Source organism: Cutibacterium sp. (assembly GCF_030525615.1).
In the GTDB taxonomy this organism is placed as follows: domain Bacteria; phylum Actinomycetota; class Actinomycetes; order Propionibacteriales; family Propionibacteriaceae; genus Cutibacterium.
On record NZ_JAUNEJ010000007.1, the window covers coordinates 1 to 21,042 of the forward strand.

At 59.5% G+C, this 21,042-nt stretch carries 21 protein-coding genes, 1 tRNA gene and 1 pseudogene; 4 read left to right on the plus strand and 19 right to left on the minus strand.

The features are described 5' to 3' along the window. Positions 1-219: 219 nt before the first annotated feature. The 3 genes from tyrS to Q4B98_RS09405 all read right to left on the minus strand — a co-directional run bounded on the left by tyrS (position 220) and on the right by Q4B98_RS09405 (position 2,767). The gene (tyrS, locus tag Q4B98_RS09395; RefSeq protein WP_303197019.1) at positions 220-1,476 is read right to left on the minus strand and encodes a tyrosine--tRNA ligase; all 1,257 of its coding nucleotides are present in this window, start codon (positions 1,474-1,476) and stop codon (positions 220-222) included. 87 nt (positions 1,477-1,563) lie between these two features. Then, complete coding sequence (locus tag Q4B98_RS09400) at positions 1,564-2,103, minus strand: arginine repressor (RefSeq protein WP_303197020.1); 540 nt, start codon at positions 2,101-2,103, stop codon at positions 1,564-1,566. 97 nt (positions 2,104-2,200) lie between these two features. Beyond that, the gene (locus Q4B98_RS09405; protein ID WP_303197021.1) at positions 2,201-2,767 is read right to left on the minus strand and encodes a TetR/AcrR family transcriptional regulator C-terminal domain-containing protein; all 567 of its coding nucleotides are present in this window, start codon (positions 2,765-2,767) and stop codon (positions 2,201-2,203) included. 64 nt (positions 2,768-2,831) lie between these two features. Between Q4B98_RS09405 and bioB the strand changes: the two genes are divergently transcribed. Further along, entirely contained in the window at positions 2,832-3,983 is a 1,152-nt protein-coding gene (bioB, locus tag Q4B98_RS09410) for a biotin synthase BioB (protein ID WP_303197119.1), read from the plus strand. A gap of 82 nt (positions 3,984-4,065) precedes the next feature. Here bioB and pheT read toward each other — a convergent pair whose 3' ends face one another. The 7 genes from pheT to Q4B98_RS09445 all read right to left on the minus strand — a co-directional run bounded on the left by pheT (position 4,066) and on the right by Q4B98_RS09445 (position 10,850). Next, the gene (gene pheT / locus Q4B98_RS09415; RefSeq protein ID WP_303197022.1) at positions 4,066-6,585 is read right to left on the minus strand and encodes a phenylalanine--tRNA ligase subunit beta; all 2,520 of its coding nucleotides are present in this window, start codon (positions 6,583-6,585) and stop codon (positions 4,066-4,068) included. Then, a complete protein-coding gene (pheS, locus tag Q4B98_RS09420; protein ID WP_303197023.1) occupies positions 6,582-7,691 on the minus strand; it encodes a phenylalanine--tRNA ligase subunit alpha in 1,110 nt (369 codons plus the stop codon). Before pheS ends, pheT begins: the two co-directional genes overlap by 4 nt. A gap of 128 nt (positions 7,692-7,819) precedes the next feature. Further along, a complete protein-coding gene (locus Q4B98_RS09425) occupies positions 7,820-8,641 on the minus strand; it encodes an RNA methyltransferase (RefSeq protein WP_303197024.1) in 822 nt (273 codons plus the stop codon). Between the two features lies 1 nt (position 8,642). Further along, the gene (gene rplT, locus Q4B98_RS09430; protein ID WP_303197026.1) at positions 8,643-9,014 is read right to left on the minus strand and encodes a 50S ribosomal protein L20; all 372 of its coding nucleotides are present in this window, start codon (positions 9,012-9,014) and stop codon (positions 8,643-8,645) included. Between the two features lie 100 nt (positions 9,015-9,114). Then, entirely contained in the window at positions 9,115-9,321 is a 207-nt protein-coding gene (gene rpmI / locus Q4B98_RS09435; protein WP_303197027.1) for a 50S ribosomal protein L35, read from the minus strand. 100 nt (positions 9,322-9,421) lie between these two features. After that, on the minus strand, positions 9,422-10,063 hold the full coding sequence (gene infC / locus Q4B98_RS09440) for a translation initiation factor IF-3 (protein ID WP_303197030.1): 642 nt from the start codon (positions 10,061-10,063) through the stop codon (positions 9,422-9,424). A gap of 352 nt (positions 10,064-10,415) precedes the next feature. Further along, entirely contained in the window at positions 10,416-10,850 is a 435-nt protein-coding gene (locus Q4B98_RS09445) for an SseB family protein (RefSeq protein WP_303197121.1), read from the minus strand. 138 nt (positions 10,851-10,988) lie between these two features. Here Q4B98_RS09445 and Q4B98_RS09450 point away from each other — a divergent pair, with 138 nt between their 5' ends. Next, positions 10,989-11,543: a hypothetical protein gene (locus Q4B98_RS09450; protein ID WP_303197032.1), complete on the plus strand. Its 555-nt coding sequence runs from the start codon at positions 10,989-10,991 to the stop codon at positions 11,541-11,543. Positions 11,544-11,631: 88 nt separating this feature from the next. Here the strand turns inward: Q4B98_RS09450 and hisG are convergent, their stop codons facing one another. From hisG to Q4B98_RS09480, 6 genes are all read right to left on the minus strand, one after another. Then, positions 11,632-12,486 (minus strand): ATP phosphoribosyltransferase, encoded by an 855-nt coding sequence (hisG, locus tag Q4B98_RS09455; protein WP_303197034.1) that lies wholly within the window; start codon positions 12,484-12,486, stop codon positions 11,632-11,634. Between the two features lie 54 nt (positions 12,487-12,540). Continuing rightward, positions 12,541-12,807 carry a phosphoribosyl-ATP diphosphatase gene (locus tag Q4B98_RS09460; RefSeq protein WP_303197036.1) on the minus strand — a complete coding sequence of 89 codons (267 nt, stop codon included), beginning with the start codon at positions 12,805-12,807 and terminating at the stop codon, positions 12,541-12,543. An 84-nt stretch (positions 12,808-12,891) separates the two neighbouring features. After that, positions 12,892-13,557, minus strand: a complete 666-nt coding sequence (gene pnuC / locus Q4B98_RS09465; protein ID WP_303197038.1) for a nicotinamide riboside transporter PnuC — start codon at positions 13,555-13,557, stop codon at positions 12,892-12,894. Positions 13,558-13,729: 172 nt separating this feature from the next. Continuing rightward, the gene (locus Q4B98_RS09470) at positions 13,730-14,302 is read right to left on the minus strand and encodes a hypothetical protein (RefSeq protein WP_368492345.1); all 573 of its coding nucleotides are present in this window, start codon (positions 14,300-14,302) and stop codon (positions 13,730-13,732) included. Positions 14,303-14,423: 121 nt separating this feature from the next. Then, positions 14,424-15,005 carry a DUF3090 family protein gene (locus tag Q4B98_RS09475; protein WP_303197040.1) on the minus strand — a complete coding sequence of 194 codons (582 nt, stop codon included), beginning with the start codon at positions 15,003-15,005 and terminating at the stop codon, positions 14,424-14,426. Positions 15,006-15,118: 113 nt separating this feature from the next. Further along, entirely contained in the window at positions 15,119-15,517 is a 399-nt protein-coding gene (locus Q4B98_RS09480; RefSeq protein ID WP_303197042.1) for a histidine phosphatase family protein, read from the minus strand. A gap of 89 nt (positions 15,518-15,606) precedes the next feature. Between Q4B98_RS09480 and Q4B98_RS09485 the strand changes: the two genes are divergently transcribed. After that, positions 15,607-16,575 (plus strand): aldo/keto reductase, encoded by a 969-nt coding sequence (locus Q4B98_RS09485; RefSeq protein ID WP_303197043.1) that lies wholly within the window; start codon positions 15,607-15,609, stop codon positions 16,573-16,575. 75 nt (positions 16,576-16,650) lie between these two features. Here the strand turns inward: Q4B98_RS09485 and Q4B98_RS09490 are convergent, their stop codons facing one another. Then, positions 16,651-17,949, minus strand: a complete 1,299-nt coding sequence (locus tag Q4B98_RS09490; RefSeq protein WP_303197044.1) for a citrate synthase — start codon at positions 17,947-17,949, stop codon at positions 16,651-16,653. 2 nt (positions 17,950-17,951) lie between these two features. Further along, positions 17,952-18,140, minus strand: a pseudogene (locus Q4B98_RS09495) (hypothetical protein); the annotation flags it as partial. A gap of 337 nt (positions 18,141-18,477) precedes the next feature. On the opposite strand from Q4B98_RS09495, the gene Q4B98_RS09500 reads away from it, so the two are divergent. Then, positions 18,478-18,563, plus strand: a tRNA-Leu gene (locus tag Q4B98_RS09500). A gap of 345 nt (positions 18,564-18,908) precedes the next feature. Here Q4B98_RS09500 and Q4B98_RS09505 read toward each other — a convergent pair. Next, positions 18,909-20,786 (minus strand): hypothetical protein, encoded by a 1,878-nt coding sequence (locus Q4B98_RS09505; RefSeq protein ID WP_303197045.1) that lies wholly within the window; start codon positions 20,784-20,786, stop codon positions 18,909-18,911. Positions 20,787-21,042: the final 256 nt, after the last annotated feature.

Below are 21,042 nucleotides of genomic sequence, written 5' to 3' on the forward strand. Positions count from 1 at the left end.
ACACCCCGGCACAACCACCACCAAAAACCACCACACAAGCAGCCCCCAGCAGCCCACCACACACTACACACACCCCACCCACCACGCAAATCACATCCAATGAGGTGCACGATCGCTCATTTCGATACTGCGTCGCAGAGGTGTCCAGTGACCACGTACAACTGTCCGGGAACCACCGCAGGTACGGCGATCCCCGGACACATCAGGTCGTCACGACGCTCAACGAGTCAATGCGCCCACTGTCTTCTTACCGCGACGGACCAAGGCTATCCGGCCGCACAGGAAGTCGTCGTCGGTAAGACGCTGATCTGGATCAGTCACCTTAACGTTGTTGAGATAAGCGCCGCCCTCTGTAACAGCACGCTTTCCGGCGGACTTGGTATCGACGACCCCAGCCGCAACCATCGCGTCGACAATCGTCGGATACTCCCTACCCTTACAGTGAGCGGCCCCGAGTTCATCGGCCAGAGAGATCACCGTCTTTTCGTCAAGGTCACGAAGCTCCCCGCGTCCGAAGATAGCCTGCGCTGCAGCCTCGGCAGCCTTGCGCTGTTCCACACCATGAACCAAATCGGTAAGGTCGTCAGCCAAGCAGTGCTGAGCAGCACGACGCCACGGCTCCTCCTTGGTCTTACGGGCCAGCTCCTCGATCTCTTCTCGGGGACGTGGGCTGAAGATCTTGAGGTAGTCAATGACCTTCGCATCCTCTGCGTTGAGGAAGAACTGATGGAAGGCATATGCACTCGTCAGCTCCGGATCGACCCAGACCGTCCCGGACTCCGTCTTCCCATATTTAGTGCCATCGGCCTTGGTGAGCAACGGGGTCACCAAGCCGTGGACGACGTCACCGGTCGTCTTACGAATGAACTCCGCACCTGCGGTGATATTCCCCCACTGATCCTGAGCGCCGGTCTGCAGGGTACAGCCGTAACGTTTGTGAAGTTCATAGAAGTCCAGTGACTGCAACAGGACATAGCTGAACTCCGTGTACGAAATACCACTCTCAAGACGTCGGGCCACGACGTCACGAGCCAGCATTCGGTTAACTGAGAAGTACTTCCCGACATCGCGCAAGAAGTCCAGAGCCGTGTACTGGACCGTCCAGTCATAGTTGTTGACGATCCGAGCAGCATGTGGCCCCTCGGTGTCGACGTACTTGCTCACCTGGTCCTTGATGGATTCAACCCACTCGGCAACCACTGCGCGGTCGTTCATCTGACGCTCACCGGTCATCTTTGGATCGCCGATAAGACCAGTTGCGCCACCGACAAGGAGTAGTGGTTTATGGCCACGTTCCTGCAAAGCCCGCACCAGCATCAATTGCACGAGATGTCCGATGTGCAGGCTTTTCGCGGTCGGATCGAAACCCACATAGAAAGTGACGGGTCCTTGGGCGAGATGGGCCTCCAATGCCTCACGGTCGGTGGAATCGGCAACAAGCCCTCTCCACTCCAGGTCGTCCAACAGATCCGACACGTCATCTTCCTCTCGTCTACGACCCCCTCGGGGTCAACTGGGCGTCAGTCTACCGACCCCAGCCGCATCAAAGGCCCGCACGTTCATTCAGGTATGCGCCGGACGCGTAAGAATGCCGGCCGGGGCACCCGTGACGGCCATCTGAGAGAAAGCGTCTGCGACTTCTCCGGCGTCGACCCCACTAGCACACATCAACGCGATGGTGTCATCGCCGGCAATCGTCCCCAAGACGATCTCTAAACCAGCCTTGTCGATGGCAGATCCGTAATACTGAGCAGCACCTGGCGGGGTCTTGAGCACCACGAGGTACTCGTTGTTCTGCACCCCGGTACACAATTCCTTGGTCATTCGCGCCAGCTTGATCCAGGCCGGCGATCCCGTCGTCACATCCGAGGGATGGCTCCCCTCAGGAATTGAATAACACGGGTTTCCCGCATGATCGCGACCTCGGACCGCTCCGATCTCGACCAAATCGCGGGACAGAGTCCCTTGGGAGGCAACAAACCCCTCAGAAGCCAGAATCTCACCCAATTCAGCTTGAGAGGAGATTCTTCCCTCTTGAATCAGGACCCGGATGCGAGCGTGTCGCGCTGCACGTGACGTCGGTGCGGAGTGCCCCTCGCTCATGGAACCTCCTTGACCGCGACCCACCGAAGTGGATGCTAAACATTCATTACGCCACATAAGTATGCATCAATATAGCCGCCCGAGTCCACCCCACGCTTTAGCGCGCAGTGTCCATGCCGGCAATGAAGATTCTCATGGCCAGGTCGAAATCCCTCTCTTGCCGAGCGGGGTCAACCTCTCCCATGACGCCCAGATCGTGCAATTGAGAACGCGTCTGCTCTTCCATAGTGTGGCCAAGGACAAGGTGGACGATGGCGCGGCAGATTCCTCCAGCACCATCGACATCAAAACCATGAGCCACCAGAAACTCCCGTAATCTCACCGTAGGGTCGACCTCCCCCAGCCCTACTGAAATGGTCGAGGCAACCAATTCCGCCCCATCACGATGGTCCAGCAAAACCCGTCGAAAACATCGCGCCCACTCATCAACTCCGGCGTCAAGATCGACGTCCACATCCGGTAACGACGTCGGACCTCCGGCCACTGACAGAATCTCGTCGCTCACAGCAGCCAGCAGACTCTGCTTGTTGGCAACATGCCAATACAGAGCGCCGGCCTTGACTCCGAGCCGGTCAGCCAACCGACGCATAGAGAGGTCACCAAGTCCGTAGGTATCAAGAATCTCAACCCCCGCCTGCACAACGTCTGCCTTGGTCAGACTCACGGTGACTCCTTCACACTCAACATTTCGTCGGGGTCGCCCACACAGACCGAACCTCATCGACTAAATTGAACTCTGTTCAATCCTGAACAGCGTTCAGGACGTCTCCAGTCTCGGAAGGACCAGAACATTGCTGAATCTAGCCGACATGACTGACCGTGGCCTGAAAGGGGAGCCGATCACCCGCAGGGAAGCTCTCGAGATCCTTCGCAGCAACGATGACGAACTCATGTCGATCATCGCTGCTGCCGGAAGGGTTCGTCGCCGCTATTTCGGTAACCGAGTACGCCTTAACTACCTGGTCAACCTCAAATCTGGGCTGTGCCCCGAGGACTGTTCTTACTGCTCTCAGCGCCTCGGTTCGCGCGCCGAGATCATGAAGTACTCCTGGGCCGATCCACAAAAGGTGCATGAAGCCGTCGAGGCTGGTATCGCTGGCGGAGCACGCCGCGTCTGCATGGTGGCCTCCGGCCATGGACCCTCTCAGCGTGACGTCGAGCGTGTCAATGCCATGGTGCGTTCTCTCAAGGCAGACCATCCCAATGTCGAGGTCTGCGTCTGTCTCGGATTCGTCGATGACGACAAGGCTGCCGCCATCAAGGCGGCTGGTGCCGACGCCTACAACCACAACGCCAATACCGCTCGTTCTCACTATGGGCAGATCTGCACCACCCACTCCTACCAGGACCGCATGGACACCGTTGACATCCTTAAACGCAACGGTCTATCTCCGTGCTCGGGCGTGATCGCCGGCATGGGCGAAACCGACGAGGAATTCGTCGACGTCATCTTCGACCTTCGTAAGCACAAGGTGGACTCGGTTCCCGTCAACTTCCTGCTTCCATTCGAGGGAACTCCCCTCGCAGGTGGTGCCCAGCACATCACCCCGCAGTGGTGCCTCAAACGTCTTGCGATGGTGCGCTTCGTGCATCCAGACGCCGAAGTGCGTGCTGCTGCTGGACGTGAACAGCACATCCGCACAATGCAGCCGCTAGCTCTCGAAGTCGTCAACTCGATCTTCCTGGGCGACTACCTCACCAGTGAGGGAGCTGCGGGCGCTGCAGACCTCGACATGATTCAAGATGGGGGTTTCGTTCCGGAGGGAGCCGATGGCCAGCCTTTGGTCCACAACGACTCGCACTACTCCCCCGATCTGCCCGTCAACGCGGTTCCGATTCGTCACCGTGGCATTGGCAGCGAAAACCCGGCGAACGCCTGAGCCGCCCTGTTCGCAGCACAGCATTGAACACAGTACGAGGGGCCGACACATCGGCCCCTCGCTCCGTATGTGTCAAGAGGTATCACGACCTCAGCTTTGCTCCACAAGCCTGTTCCGCGCGAGCCACCGCAGCGTCACGGGCCTCAGCCGCCTCGCTGTCGGTGAGTGTGCGATCAACCGCACGCAACCGCAGGTTAAATGCCAGAGACTTGTGTCCCTCACCGACTTGTTCACCCTCATAGACGTCAAACAGCTCAACGGACTCCAGCAGCTCACCGGCTCCCTCGATGAGAGCCTGACGGACGTCTTCGCTGGCGACCGACTTGTCGACGACGAGGGCAACGTCCTCCTTGGCCACCGGGAAACCCGAAATGGTCTTAACCTGACCGCCATGAGGAGCTGCGGCCACCAAAGTATCGAGGTTGAACTCAACGGCGCAGGTGCGCTCCGGGAGACCAGCTTGTGAGACCACGGTGGGGTGCAACTCACCGGCGTGACCGATGACCGTCCCATCTACGACAAGGGCGGCACATCGACCTGGGTGCCACGGCGCCTGATGGTCAGCTTTGCGTTCCAGGGTGACACCGAGAGCGTCAGCAGCCTTCTGGGCCACCAGCACCGCGTGACGCCAGTCCGCCTTGACTGACCCACCGTCCCAACGGTCGGGCAACCAGTTGCCGCAGATCACCGCAGCAAGCATCCTCGGCTGGGCCGGCAAAGCAGCGTCGATTTCAGCAAGGACCTCGTCGGAGGGACGCTCATCAACACCTGGACGGGGGGCCTTGGCCGGAGTCACAGCACGGAAAACCGAACCGCTCTCGAACACCGCCAAGTCCTCCTGAGACCTTGACATATTTGTCGCCACCGCATGGAAGAGCCCCGGCAGCAGACTGGTACGCAGGTAGGGATGGGTATCGTCAAGAGGATTCGCAAGAGTCACCGTCGCATGACGCGGATCATCCGCGCTGATCCCGAGGGTCTCCAGATCCTTGTCCCCGATGAAGGGCAAGGTGATGAGCTCGACAAATCCGGCGTCGACAATCGACCGCAGGACACGACGACGACCCTGCTGAGCCCTCGTCAGACCGGCAGCCCCCAAGCTCGTCGGCAAAGCTGGCTCGATTCGCTCGAACCCGATCTTGCGCCCGATTTCCTCCACGTAGTCATAGGGATCAACCAGGTCCGGGCGCCAGGTGGGGGGGATAAGACTGAGAGAGTCGCCGAGAGCAGTGACCTTGACACCCGAACGGGTGAGGATCTCGATGACCTCCTCCGTCGGCACCTTGGTGCCGAGAATGCGGCCAGGAAGCTCAGCACTAATGGTTTGGTGCGGCATTTCTGGAACCTCACCAACGACTGTCGGCTCACCGATTGTCGCGCCACCGTATTGAGCCAGTAACTCAGCGGCACGGACCGCAGCACTATGAGCACACACCGGGTCAACGCCACGCTCGAACCGACGTGAAGCCTCCGAACCTAACTTGTGACGTCGGTAGGCGCGAGCGACTGTCGTCGGATCGAAGTGGGCACCCTCCAGAATGATCGACGTCGATTCGGAAGTCATCTCAGTGGAAGCGCCACCCATGACACCAGCCAAACCAATGGCACCCGAATCGTCAGCGATCACCAAGTCATCGGGATCGAGGGTTCGCTCGGTGTCATCGAGGGTGACCAGGTGCTCTCCCTCGTGAGCTTTTCGAACGACGATGGTTCCGCTCACCTTGTCGGCGTCATAGGCGTGCAAGGGCTGACCGGACTCCAACATGACGTAGTTGGTGATATCGACGGCCAGACTGATCGGACGCATTCCCGCACGGGTAATACGGTCGGATATGAAACGCGGGGTCGGGGCGTGTGGGTCCAGACCGCTCACCGGCAGTGCGACGAACTGACTGCAGGCATCAGATTGGATGTCCACGCTGACCGAGCCTTGGACCGGGCCGATCGGATCCTCATCATAGGGATCGGGGAAATGCACCGACATGACGTGAGCCACCTCGCGGGCTATACCACGCACTGACATGCAGTAGCCGATATCCGGGGTGACGTCAACGTCGAGAACGTCCTCGGGAACGCCAAGAATTGGCATGGCGTCCTCGCCGGGGATCAACTGGTGTCCCTCGACGGAGGGAGGCAGGGTGATGATGCCGGAATGATCGACACCGATACCCAGCTCATCGGCGGCACAGAGCATACCGTCAGACATGTGGCCGTACGTCTTGCGGGCGCTAATCGCGAATCCACCGGGTAGCACCGCCCCGGGCAGGGACACGACGACCCAAGCTCCTTCGACAGCATTGGGAGCACCACAGATAATGCCGCGCCCCTCGACGCCTTCCTCAATATTCTTGGGATGCCCCTCGGCGTTGTAGCGCGGGCCGACATCGACCCGACACCAGTTGATGATCTTGCCGTTCTTCTGCGGCTCGGGAACTGAAGACAGGATACGGCCGATGACGATCGGCCCAGTCAGCTCGCCACCGACGACCTCAACCTTCTCGACAGTTGCAGTGTGGTCGGTGAGGGCCTTGGCCACCTGCTCAGTGGTCGTGCCGTCAGGCAAGTTGACCATGGCCTGTAGCCATGACATGGGAACCTTCATCGTGCTCCTCCCTTGAGTGAGCGGCTGAATCGGACGTCACCCTCGACAAAGTCGCGCAGGTCAGGGGCGTTGTTGCGGAACATCACCGTGCGATCAATGCCCATTCCGAAGGCAAATCCGGAGTAGATGTCGATATCGATTCCGCAAGCGATGAGCACGCGCGGGTTGACGATTCCACACCCGCCCCATTCGATCCATCCCTCGGATCGACAGGTACGGCACGGACGGTCGGGATTGCCGACGGAAGCACCGTGACACACGAAGCACTCCAGGTCGACCTCGGCGCTAGGCTCGGTAAACGGGAAGTAGTGGGGGCGGAATCGGGTACGAACGTCACCAAACATGGCGCGTGCAAAGGCGTCAATAGTGCCCTTGAGATGGCCCATCGTAATGCCCTTGTCGACGCACAGACCCTCGACTTGGTGGAAGACCGGTAGGTGTGTTGCGTCGTACTCGTCAGCACGGAAAACCTTGCCGGGACTGATAATGCGTACCGGCGGTTTCTGGTTGAGCAAGGTATGAATCTGCACCGGGCTGGTAGCCGTGCGCATACATTTGCCGTCACTGACCGGGTCCAGCCACAGCGTGTCTTGAAGGGCGCGAGCCGGGTGGTCGGTGCCGAGGTTCAGTGCGTCAAAGTTGAACCATTCGGACTCAGCCTCGGGGCCTTCTGCGACCTCCCAACCCATCGCAGTAAACACATCGCAGACATCATCAATGAGGGCTGTGATCGGATGTGGAGCCCCCTGCGGCGAGGTGACGACCGGCAAGGTGACGTCGGTGGTCTCAGCCGCGAGACGGGCCTCCAGCTCTGCCTCGGCAAGCTCTTCCTGGCGAGCGTTGAGAGCCTGGTTGACCCGACCACGCGCCTGGCCAATTCGTTTTCCGGCGTCCTTACGAGCCTCTGGAGGCAGCGCTCCAATCTCGCGGTTGGCCAGAGCCAGCGGAGACTTGTCGCCGGTGTGGGCGATACGCACCTGCTTGAGCTCGGCAGTCGTGGACGCCCCGGCAATCGCCTCCAAAGCCTCGGCTACCCGGGCCTTGACCTGGTCGGCGTCGAGGGTGCTCACCTGGACTGGGTCATAATTCGTGTTGGGGCCACTCATGGGCCTTCCCCCTGATGGGTTGACGTTGGAAAAGCGCCCGTCTCCGAGCGCGAGTGTGCGACTGACGTCGATCACTACAATTCTAGTGGTTTCTGCGCCGTCAAAGGTTCGTGGTCGTCCTGCGGTCCTCAGGCTCGTTGTTCGCTGGCTGTGGCGTACAAGACCACAGCGGCGGCAGTGGAGAGATTGAGTGACTCCGCAGATCCCCACATCGGAACCCCGACGACCTCATCTGCCAAGGCACGGTCTGCCCCCGGGAGTCCCCAGGCTTCGTTTCCCATCAGCCACGCGATGGGCCGTTTGAGCCGTCCGGACCTGGCAACAGCGTCAAGGCTGTGTCCCCCGCCGTCGGCAGCCAACACCGTCATCTGATGAGCGTGGGCCCATGCCACGGCGTCAGAAAGCTCGACTCCGACGACAATCGGCAGATGGAAGATCGATCCCACCGAAGCCCGGACCGTCTTGGGGTTGTGGGGATCAACAGACCCACGCGTCAAGATCACACAATCAGCGCCGAAAGCATCAGCACAGCGAATAACTGTTCCGGCGTTACCGGGATCGCGAACCTGTGCGCACATAACCGCAAGACGCACGTCCTTGTCGGGTAATTCCCGACGGGCAACCTGACGGCAGACCGCGAAGACACCCTGACTCGTGACAGTGTCGGACAACGCACTGACGTCCTCAGCAGTCAGCAGCACTACCCGAATTCCACGACGTTCTGCGGCTTCGACGTAGTCGGCGTCACGCACCGGGTCCGATGTGGCCAGCAAATTCACCTTTCCGGGCCACGTCAATGCCTCGCGCACCGCCTGCGCTCCTTCAACCAGGAACAGCCCGGACTCTTCGCGTCCACGCCGAGCCGAAAGACGACGGGCCGAACGCAGCGACCCCTTCGAGATGCGGTCCCACCTCAACCGGTCGCCGTTCGGCCCGTCGGTAATTCCCACCTCAGGCAGCAGCCTTCTGCGGCTGGTTGGCCTTGGCAACCTCAACAAGACTGTTGAAAGCGTCGATGTCGGAGACAGCCAGCTCAGCGAGCATCTTGCGATCGACCTCAATGCCAGCGTTCTTCAGGCCGTTAATAAAACGGTTGTAAGTCATGCCCTGGGCGCGGGACGCAGCGTTAATACGCTGAATCCACAGCGAGCGAAAATCGCCCTTCTTGGCGCGACGATCACGGAACGAATACGTGGCCGAATGGAGGGTCTGCTCCTTGGCCTTGCGGTACAGACGGGAACGCTGTCCGCGGTAACCGGAGGCCTGTGTGAGGACCTCACGACGCTTCTTCTTAGCATTCACAGAACGCTTCACGCGTGCCATGGTGATTCTCCTTGGATCTCCCGGGTCAGTCCCGGATTGGTTCGGGGCGTATGCCGCCCAGTGGACTTGGGAACGTCGTCAATGACGACGTCTGTTGTCGTCAGCGGCCCGGATGGCCGGCGAGCAGCTTCTTGGCCTTGGCGGCCTGGCCCTTCGACAGCACGGTCTCGCCGGTCAGACGGCGGGTAACGCGCGAGGACTTGTGCTCGTTGAGGTGGCGCTTGCCTGCCTTGCGAGCGGTGACCTTGCCCGAGCCGGTCACCTTGAAACGCTTCTTCGTTCCGGAGTGGCTCTTCATCTTGGGCATAGATGGCTCCATTCGTTCATGTGTGTCGTCCCGCGAACCGGAGGGAAGGTCCCGGGCTGGCTGACCAGTGAAGACTGGACCGCCAGGTTCTGAGCAGCGCTCAGAGGTCGATGTCAGGGTCCATGTTGTCGGCGGGACCCTTCTTCTTCTTTTTCTTGGTGGCATTGGCAGCAGCACGCTGGGCAGCCTCGTAGGCCTTGTCAGCCTGGGCGGCCTCGGCGCGCTCGGCGGCCCGACGATCACGTTCCGCCTTGCGATCTGCCTTGGCCTCATTCTTCTTACGAGTTGGGGCAAGAATCATGAGCATATTGCGACCCTCCTGCTTGGGAGGGGACTCAACAGTCGCGTACTCGGTCAAATCATCAGCAAGACGACGCAACAGATTGACACCGAGCTCGGGGCGCGACTGCTCCCGACCACGGAACATGATCGTGATTTTGACCTTGTCGCCGGCTTTAAGGAACCGCAGGACGTGACCTTTTTTGGTCTCATAGTCGTGATCGTCGATCTTGGGGCGAAGCTTCATCTCCTTGATGATGGAGTTCGCCTGATTGCGTCTGGACTCCCGGGCCTTTTGGGCCGCCTCGTACTTGAACTTGCCGTAGTCCATGAGCTTGACGACAGGGGGTCGGGCCTGCGGAGCTACCTCAACCAAATCGAGGTCCTGCTCGCGGGCGAGCTGCAGGGCCTGCTCGACCCTAACGATGCCGACCTGTTCGCCATTAGGGCCAACCAGGCGCACCTCGGGAACGCGGATCCGCTCGTTGATGCGGGGTTCAGTACTGATGGGGTCCTCCCGGATGTCTGTTCACTATGGGGACGCGAATACGTCTCCGCGATCCAGATACAACAAAAGGCCCTCGCGGATATGCGAAGGCCTGACATACTCGAGCATTCCAGCGAACTCTCAGGCTCGCTGTTCGATGACCCGGCAAAGAGCATTCGCCTAGGTGGGAGGTCAGGCCCCCTCTTCCACGTGACCAGTTCGGTACTGATCGCTCGAGACATATTAGGGCATCTAACGACGTCATCCCAAATCGGGGCATGAATCATGCCGAGATGCGACCCCGACTCTCCTTGTGAGAAGGCCTGAGTTAGGAAAGGTTGCGAACCCAGCCCCAGCTTTCCTCGAATTTCACCAGTTTTCCACCCTGCCCAAGTGGACCGAGGACATCTGGTCCGAGGACAAGCGGTGCCGGTCCTGCGACATCAATGAGAAGGACATCGGCCTGGACCTCGCTGACCGTGGCTGCCACATCGGGCAACGAGCCGGGAACCGGCCGGGCTCGGGAATCCCACGCCGTCAACGAGTCGATACCGCTGAAAGCCAGCAGGGCGGTACTGCCCTGGTCATTGGTGAGTTTGACGGCACCGATCTGACCATCGTCGTCCGCCATAACCGGCATAAACAGGCGTGCCCCCGCGCACAAGGTCGACACTGCCTCGAGGAAAGCGTTGCGGTATGTGTCCGGGTCATCGGTCAGGCAGGCTGCCAGAGCAGCGCGCACTCGAGGGTCGGCTTCTCCCATGTCACCGCCGCTGGGAGATAGTGGAGTAGGCACTTGCCGAACATTAGCTGATTGTTGGGGCACACTCGCCGCGTAACTTACCGACGGCTGGGCGAGCCACACTACGCACATTCTGGCGCGGTATGGAACAGTTGGAGTATGAGCGAAACGACTGTCGTTGCCGTCGTCACTATTGTCCTGGTCATACTGCCGGTGCTGTGGGCCCTTTCTGGATGGCTTTTCCGCCGCTCCCTTCGTGCCCTGCTACGCGGTGTGGGTCTGGCTCTCGTACCGATCGGTCTGGTCCTGACTGGATTGATGCGTCTGCTGGTCCGAGCGATTCACCTGGTGGTGGATTGGTTTGCTGGCACCGCTATGACGACCACTATTTGGATAGGCGTCGTCGTTATCGCTATCGGCCTGGTGACCTGGTTTATCGCTGGATTTATGTCCCCGGTCGACCGGGAAACTGGACGTCAGCGCCGTCAAGATCACGCCGCGCGCAAACAGGCCCGCAGCAAGACGGCCTCTCCTCAATCCACATCCACGGGTTCTGCGTCCCTTCAGAAGGACTCCCAGCAAACCACTTCCCAGAAACCGCGGAAGAACCAAGGAACGACTACCCGAGCCGTCGACGCTTCGAAGATCCCGGCTGCGGAAAAGGATGAGGACGCTGAGCTGGAGGCCATCCTGCGCAAGCGCGGAATCGAATGATCGGTGTCAAAAACAACTGTGACGCTGATGGCAATGCCGTGACCATTGCTCTCACGGCATTGCCATCAGTACCAGTCCATAACGGCGATTAAAGTCGGCAAGCAGACAGTTCCGTCGACAAGATGGCACGAGCACCCGCGTCCCACAGCTCGTCCATGAGTCCCTGCACGGCCTCGCGGGGAACCATGGCACGAACGGCATACCACCCATTCTTTGACAACGGCGAGACAGTAGGCGCTTCCAAACCCGGGGTTAGTTCGGTGACGGTGGTGAGCGCTTCGGCAGGCACGTCGTAATCCACCATGACGTAGCTGCGGGCCACCTGAACCCCGTCAATACGACGCATGAAGTGGTCAAAAGTGGTACCCCCGGCGAAGCCCCGGCGCTGAATGAGGACAGCTTCGGACTCCAAAATGACGTCTCCGAAGACCTCCAGACCAGCCTTGCGCAAAGTCGTCCCAGTCTCGACGACATCGGCGATGGCGTCAGCCACCCCGAGCCGAATGGAGGATTCAACAGCACCATCGAGGTGAATGAGGTGAGCGTCGATACCGCGTTTTGTCAAGAAGCTGCCAAGCAGGCCCGGGTACGAGGTCGCTATGCGCTTACCAGCCAGACCTTCCACCGTGTTGTGCGGACCCTTGGGGGCAGCGAAACGGAACCGCGAGTGACCAAACCCCAGACCTTTGATCTCAGTGGCATCCGCACCGGAATCCAGCAACAAATCTCGACCGGTAATCCCAATGTCGAGAGTCCCTTCACCGACATACACCGCAATATCACGCGGTCTCAGGTAGAAGAACTCCACCCCGTTCGTTTCGTCGACCAGGGTGAGGTCCTTGCGATCAGAACGTTGCCGGTATCCGGCCTCCGCCAACAACGAAGACGCCGCTTCTGACAGGGCACCCTTGTTTGGTACGGCAACGCGTAACAGATCTGACATGAACTCTCCTCGGGAGATTGAAAAATCCGGGAAACCGACTGGTCAGGCGCAGACTCACAGATACTTGTAAACGTCGTCGAGGGTCAGCCCCTGCTTAATCATCATGACCTGCAGGTGATAAATCTCCTGGCTGATTTCCTCCGCGAGCCTCTCGTTGCCCTCGTATTCGGCGGCAATCCAGACCTCGGAGGCTTCCTCCACGATCTTCTTTCCGATGGCATGCACGCCACGGTCAAGCTCCTCGACGGTGCCCGACCCAGCGGGGCGAGTCTGCGCCTTGGTGGACAACTCGGCGAAGAGTTCCTCGAATGTCTTGCTCACAGTGGTCAGGCTACCGACTGCGACAGCATTGCCACAGATAAGCCCACGTGACGGACCATATGTGGCAACAGGCCAGCCGACCGCTCAGGTAGCAGCCTTACCGGCGCGTTCAACTCGCCACCACGTCACAAAGCCGTATAGGCAGAAAGCGCCGTAAAAAACGTACATCAACGCACTCGGGTAGTACTGAGCAGCCGCCAACAGCGGGACGCCGACGATATCTACGGCGATCCACGCGAACCAGAACTCGTTCCAGCCACGTGCCATCCCCCAGGTGGCAAGGATCGATCCGGTGAGGATCCAGGAATCTGACAACGGCCCCCACGAGCCGATGGCTTTGAGCACGAAGTAGAAGACGATCAGCATCACGAGAGCCGCTATCAGACTGAGGATGCGTTCCCGTCGTGTTGCCCATCGGGGATGAACGGCCACCTGAGAAGCTCCGTTGTTGCGTCGAGTGGCAGCCCACACCACCCAGCCATAGGCGCTGGTCGCGAAAAAGAAGATCTGACGGCCAGCCTGGCCCCACAAGTTGAGGTCTTGCGGAGTGTGGAACACTCCGCCCAAGAAGACTGTGAACAAGATGACGTTCCCGGCAATGCCCACTGGCCATGCCCATACGCGACGACGGGCACCGCCGAGGGCCGATGCCAGCCCGAACGCGTTCCCGACGACTTCGCGCCACAGGATCGGTTTACCTAAACCCACATCGAGCTGAGCATTGAGCAGGGACGTGAGGACGTCGGACACGGTTTCACCTTTCCGACCATCGCAAGGTGGTCGTCTCATTCTTGCAGATCGGTATCTGGTAGCCGTCGTCTGTCATAGAGGTGGCCATGGCAGGCCTGAGCGCAGTCCGCTCGGCACCGGGAACGCGCCGAACTCCAGGAGGTCTGAAGATCTCTGCCCCAATGCGTCGATCTCAGCCGAGGTGATGACCTCGTCGAAGGTGCCGTTGGGCACGTTGGCAACCTGGTTGCGCGTGATCTCCTCGACGGGTTCTAAGGGGCTGATTTGCCCCTCCCCACAGCACCGTGCGCAACTTCGGCGCAGTGTGAAAAGCCAAGCCGTTGTCCACCGCCCAGAGGTGGGACGTCCCACCCAGATCAGGGTCAGGCCCGAGGAGGACGTGACCTCCCCTACGGTCGACATTGTTGGCAACAGCGTCAAAGAGAGCTAGGGCCTGCGGAGCAGGATGAGGAGAGTGGGCAAGCCCGATCTCCTGATCGTCCTCGTCAACACCGAGCAGAAATCCATACCAGTGTGCTGACAGACGTTCCGTAACGCCCGCGACGACCAGCGGGTTTTCCAGGTCGTCGTCAATCCACCACTGCATGGAACCAGGCCCGTACGGGCCGTCCGCAACGAAGACGGTCAATGGCACCAGCGCAATCCCCATGAATTGAGACAGCAGGTAGAACGCAACTTCACGGCCGGCGAGGGTCCCGGCCGGAAAACCGCGACGCCGCTGCTCGTGGGCTACCGGTTTGTACACCCACAACCGATCATCGGCGTCGCGGGTCAGGAGAGCACACTGGAATCTGGCACGACACCGTCAATCCGCCATGGGCCGCGCGGATGAGGCGGTTGTGACACATCCCAGGGATTTGTCGTGCTCACCACACCAGTGGCTTACGGTAACCATTCGACCTGGGACACAGGTGGCCCTTAGCCGACAGAATTTGCTGGGAACAGTACGGGCAGTATTGGCGTCCCGACGCCTCGACGACATGACAGCGGGCGACAAAGGAGCGAGCTTGAGACGTCGTCATGAAAATGTCAAGGGAATCCGGTGCTGCCTCCGGAAAGGTCGTCAACAGCATTGTCGGATCATTTATCATCAGCTCATCATCGCTGACGGCGTACATTTCAACTTCGATGCGCTTGCTCGAATCGTCGAAGGCCATTGCCATGGTGCCTACCGTGAACTCTTCATCCAGGGGCGCATCCAACGGGGCAAGGTCATCGGGAGTCTGGACTGCCGGCGGGACCACGACGTCGGCGGCATGAGCAGCCAACCCATCCAAGATTCTGTCCAGCTGAAAGGCGAGCTCGCTGATCTGGGCCTTCTCGCAACGAACCGTCACCAGGCGCGACCCCTGACGAACCTGGAGGTGGAAGACCCGCGCCCCCGGACGACCCACGGTGCCGACGACGACCCGATCGGGCTGTTCGAATCGGAAGGTACGGCGAGTCATGTCTCCACCCTAGCCACCTCACCCTTGGTGCGCCCGGTCCAGCCCTGTCGAATCAATCCATCCCTCACTCGATCCCTTGTCAAGTCGCCGGTTGAGGCTCTGAAGCTGCCTCATCACCCGCAAGCAGAGTGGCGCTGGCTGGACTGATGGCCACGAAATGAAAGAGTCGACGCAGCAGGCAACGACGACTCGCAACGGGTCTCCGTGACTGACGACAACCGCCATGCCATCGGTTGTCCGGCCCACCTCCTGTAGTCACACTCGGACACATCGTCATCAACGGGTATCGGACAACTCCACCCGGTGCCTTGGGTCACGATTGCCGCTGTCTGCTGTGTTCGCGAGGCGGGAGAGGTCACGACGACCTCGGGGGCGACGTCAGTCAGCTGAGACGCCAGAGCTTTCACATCGCGGATACCTACCTCGTCAAGAAGATGATCTGAGCGGCGGACCAGAATTCCCTTCGCAATGGCCGGCGTGCGTCCATGTCGAATGAGCAGAAGCCGCGCCATAACGTCATGTATTGCGCTCGATTCCGGAGTTTGCCTCAAGGTGTGCTTGAGGGTGCTCCGTTAGGGTGATTTGAACGAGGAGGACGCACATGCGCATGAGAACCGTCGGGGCCAGCGGCCTCAAGGTGTCTGCCATTGGTCTGGGCTCCCTGACCTGGGGCGGCCAGACTGACTCTCGTGAGGCTCGCTCCATGGTGCGCCGTTTCGTCGAGGCCGGTGGAAATCTCGTCGACACCGCCCCCGCATACGCCGGAGGTTTCGCCGAACAGCTCATTGGCAAGCTCATCCACACGGACATCAAGAGAGACGACCTTGTCATCGCCACCAAGGCCGGGTTCGTCGTCGAGGGCAAGAAACGGGTCGTTGACACCTCACGAACTGCCTTGCTGCGCGATCTAGAAGGCTCCCTGCGCCGTCTTCACACCGACCACGTCGATCTGTGGCAGGTACATGCCTGGGGAGATGCCCCCATTGAGGAAACGTGTGCAGCTCTTGACCATGCAGTGCGCTCAGGCATGGCTCGCTACGTGGGCGTCTCTAATTTTGTTGGCTGGCAATCAGCAACCGCTGCCACCTGGCAGCGAGCAATCGGGGCGCGCACTCCCCTGGTGAGCAACCAAGTCGAGTACTCGCTGCTGGCCCGTCGCGCTGAGATCGAAGTTGTGCCCTCTGCTCGACATCATGGCATGGGCTTACTGGCATGGTCGTCCTTGGGACGTGGCGTACTGGCTGGCCGTTACCGCAACGGCACTCCGAGAGATTCCCGCGGCGGTTCTGACCATCTCTCGTGGTTCGTGCAGCCCTACCTCACGCCAAAGTCCCGCGCTGTTGTCAACGCCGTCGCGAAGGCAGCCAGTGGGCTGGGGGCGACGACTGCGCAGGTCGCTCTGGCATGGGTACGTGACGCCCCCATCGTCTCATCGGCCCTCGTCGGCCCGCGGACAACGACTCAGCTGGAGGAACTGCTCGGTGCTGACGACGTTGTACTGCCTACTGAGATCACCTCGGCCTTCGACGACATCACGGGCGGGCCGAACCTCGCTCGCAACGAAACCTGACGGGGAGCGCCGTCTTAGCCCTGGCGATTCCTCAGCACGCTTCGTCAGCACCGAACACGATCTCAGCACTGAGTATCACCGATTGGTGCGCGGCACCCACGGCGTCGAAGCCGGACCATCGTAGAGCTCGCGCGGCCTTGAAATCCTAGTCGTCGGATCTTCGAAAACCTCTTTCCAATGAGAAATCCAACCGGCCATCCGCCCAATGGCAAACATCACAGTGAACATATTGAGCGGAATACCAAGGGCTCTCAGTACAATTCCAGAATAGAAGTCCACATTCGGGTAAAGCCGGCGCTCAATGAAGTAGTCGTCGGCCAGGACGGCTTCCTCGAGTTCCATGGCAACGTCGAGTAGCGGATCAGGTTTGTGCATGGTGTCGAGCAGCGGACCGACGACGCTGCGGAAAATCTTCGCCCGGGGATCCCAGTTGCGGTATACCCGATGACCGAAACCAGAAATCTTCTCCCCTGAGTCTTTCGCCTTGGCCAAGTATTGGCGCGGGCTGAGGCCAGAATCATAGATACGCTGCAGGGCCCGCACCGCGTTGACATTGGCACCACCGTGACGATCTCCCCACAACGCGCAGACTCCCGCCGAACACGAGGTGAACAGGTTGGCTCCAGAAGACCCCACCATCCGCACCGTCGACGTTGAACAGTTCTGGCCATGATCGGCGTGAAGCACCAGGAAGAGGTTGAGGGCCCTGGCCGCTACAGGGTCCGGATCGTATTCGCGGTAGGGAAGGGAGAACATCATGTGCATGAAGTTCTCGACGTACTTGAGGTCATAGCGAGGGTAGATCGCCGGATCCCCGATTGACGCCTTGTACGAGGCTGCCGCAATCGTACGCACCTTCGACATGAGCTTAGCGGCGGCGTCGGTAAAGGATTCCTCGTCGGTGATACGCGGGCGGTCATAGGTGCTCATCGCATTAATCATCGACGACATGATCGCCATAGGATGGGCGTTCGGGGGGAAAGCATTGAAATGCAGATTCATCGACCGGTGCAATGCGGAGTACTCGGTCAACCGGTTCCGGAAATCGTCACGCTGTGCCTCGGTCGGCAAGTAACCGAAAATAAGCAGCCATGCTGTCTCGACGAAGGAAACCTTTTCCTTAGCCAAGGTTTCAATAGGGACCCCGCGATAGGTGAGCACACCCTGCTCACCATCAATCCAGGAAATGGCCGATCGACACGACGCGGTGTTGGCGAACGCTGGATCGAAGGTCGTCACTCCGCCAGTCATCTGACGAAGTTTCGAGATGTCGATGACCCGGTCACCGGTGGTGCCGGTAATAATCGGCAAGGAGTACTCCCGACCGTCGAGGATCAGAGTTGCGGTTTCGTGCTGGTTTGTTGTCTCGCTCATCGTCAGGCCTCCTGCAAAATGTGATCGATAACTGTGGTGCCGAAAACGAGAGAGGCCATTGGGACCCTCCCATCGACACCGTGGAACATGCTGATGAAGTCAAAGTCTGTGGGAAGCCGCAGCGGAGTACAGCCATAACAAGTGATACGTCGACCGTCCGGAAGGACGGCAAACCCCTTCGCGTCGGTGCCTCCAGAGACGTCCACTTCGATCTCATCCAGCTGCTCAGTGACGTAGCGGCACATCTCGACCTCGCCACGGGCATCGTGTGGGCCAAAGCCCTGCGAATCAATCTGGATCATGTGCGAGCAGAGTTCAACCACCTCGGCCTGCGGGCTATCCGGCCCGTCGATGAGCTCGTCAAGAGACATGCTGATGAGGTCTGGCATGTCGTGATTCTGTCACCTCGAAAGGTTCGCTCTTTCACCAGGGACCCCCGGTGGACGTCAACTTGCATTGCGCTGCAAAGTTCCACTACAGTTCCGTGAGTGTCCGGTACGTCGCGCGAGCGAGGAGCCGGTGACCCGAGTCCGGGTGGCGGAATAGGTAGACGCGCTAGCTTGAGGTGCTAGTGGCCGATTAAGGCTGTGGAGGTTCAAGTCCTCTCTCGGACACAACACATCCCCGATTCACCGCACGAATCAGGCAGGGTTTTTCAGCTTCAGTGTTCATAGACGCGGAGTGCGGCAGACAACACGCGGGCCAAAACCCACAGGATTTCCACACGTCACGTAGCTGGGCTTTCGCCCACGTTATGACTGGCCGTTCGCGAATCGTCGCGCTGCTGACGATCGCTCCTGTGACCACGAACCCCGATCGCTGTCATCGAGGCGACCACACGAGTGAAACCGACAATGGTGGAACCCCCGGGAAACCAAGAAACGTCGGCCCTCCAACCTCGCAAAACGAAAATGCCCGGGCCGCTCAATATAAGAGCGTCCCGGGCCAATACGGCTAGCTCAGACGCCAGTTCTGGGAAGTGCCTTGGGCTGAGCCGCATGACGCGGAGCCACGTTCACAGCACCGCCCTTACCCGACGATTCTTGCGCAGCGCGCCGGGGAGCTATCTGCTGGCCATTAGGGGCCGTCTGGGGCGCGCCATGCTTGGCGATCGCTTGCTCATGCTTCAGCACAGCTAGCATCACCTTTGCATTTGCCAATTCCTGCTCAGCCGCGACTACTGCCTCGTGAGCCGCGCTCCGAGCCGCCAAGGCGGCGTCATATGCGCTTCGCTTTTCATTCGCTGCCAACCGGGCGTCCTCGGCGGCATTGGCGGCCTCAGCCGCTGCCGCATATGCGCCTTGAAGATCCTCTGGCAAGGTATCGGCAAGACTCGGGTCGGCAAGATATTGCTCCAGCGTGGGCAAAGCGTCTACTGCGGCCAAAGCCTTCGCCGCCGCAGTGGCCTTCTGGACCGCATCCTGCTGCGCAGCTTCCGCCTCTCTCAGCTCCGCAGCGGCCTTCTTAGCTGCTGCTTGCGCATCGCTGAGGGCCTTGGCAGCCTCATCGGCCCTGGCTTGAGCAGTCTCGAAAGCTTGTTGAGCCGATGCCAGTGGAGCGAGCTTAGCGGCAGCTGCGTCTGAGGCAGCCTGAGCGGCCTTCGCATTGCCATCCGCCTTGGCGTTGGCCACTTCCGCATTGTCCACGGCAGCATCGGCCTTGGTCTTTGCAGCAGTCGTTTCGGTCACCTTGGTGCTGGCTTCGTCGACCACCTTCTGTGCAGCAGTTTGGGCTTCAACAGCGCTGTCGGCCGCTTCTTGGGCTTCAGCCAATGCAGCTTGCGCATCGTGCAGAGCTTTCTGAGCGTCCGCTTTCGTCGCTAGCACCGCGTCGTAAGCGGCTTGAGCTTTATCTACTGCGTTCTGCTTTTCGGCAGTGGTTGAGGAGGCTGCAGCTAACGCTTTCTGTGCGGCGTCGCTGGCTGATTGCGCAGTATTGACCTGATTCTGCGCTTTAGTCACCGCCTGGTCCGCAACCTCTTTAGCACTTTGAGCAGCTTTCACCGACGCGGCTTGAGCTTTCGCTGCTTCCTTCGCGCTGCCAACGGCGGTTTGCTTCTGCTTCGCGGTATCGGCAGTCTGCTCAGCTGCAGAATCAGCGGCAATCTTGGCTTTCTGCGCCTGGGCGAGCGTCTGTTCGGCAGCTTGAACTTGAGCCTGAGCAGCCTCTACGGCCTTCTGGGCATCGGATACTGCCTCATCAGCGTCAGCTTTCGCCTGAAGAGCTTTCTGGTAGTTTTCCTTTGCCTCACCGGTGCCGTTCTCGAGCGCATCTTTCAACGCATTGTAATACGTTTCAAAGTTTCTCTTGTAGGTATCGTAATCCTGCTCGTCACCCTTGATCTGCGGGGTGAGCTGCAGCGACTGCACATATCCATATTCGCCACGACGAGTGGCGTACCCAATCCCCTGCGAATCACCTGAGTCAAATTCACCCCACATCAAGTCATCTACGAGGTTCGTATAGTGGCCAACCGAAGTTATACGCTGACCACGCACGACATAATTGTGACTTCTCAGGTACTCATCGATCTGGGATCGCGTTGTTAGTCCTTGGCTTCGCAAGTCGTCGAAGGCTTGCTTTTCCAGATCCCACCAGCTGGCGAGAGCTGAAGACGCTTGGTCGCTTGGTCCCCACGCAAGATTTTCGAACGGCGGATTATAAACACCGGCGTGGTCAATTTTATATGCCGACCAGTTTGCGTTAGCTTGAGCGACTGCCATGGCATAATCACTCACTTTGGGAGTGGATAGCTCAGCTCCGTCGATACCGCCGTCACTCTTCCTTTTCTCGATAACCTTGGCTATTTGGTCTATCGAGTTCTTCATATTATCCATAGACCGAGAATCCTCTTCCCCGGCATTATTAGTCGCATCCAAATAAGAAGAACCGTCACTGGCTTTTTTGGGCGTCTTAAATACGGCTAGCGCATCCGTAGAACCATTATGTTCAAAGAATCCAACAGAACCTTTATCCCACTGCGCCTGAGCCTCAGCCTTGGATGCTTCCGCATCTGCTTCTGCGGCTTCGAGGGCAGCTGCGGCGTTCCGTTGATCTTGTTGCGCTGCCGTCAGAGCGTTTTGAGCACCAGTA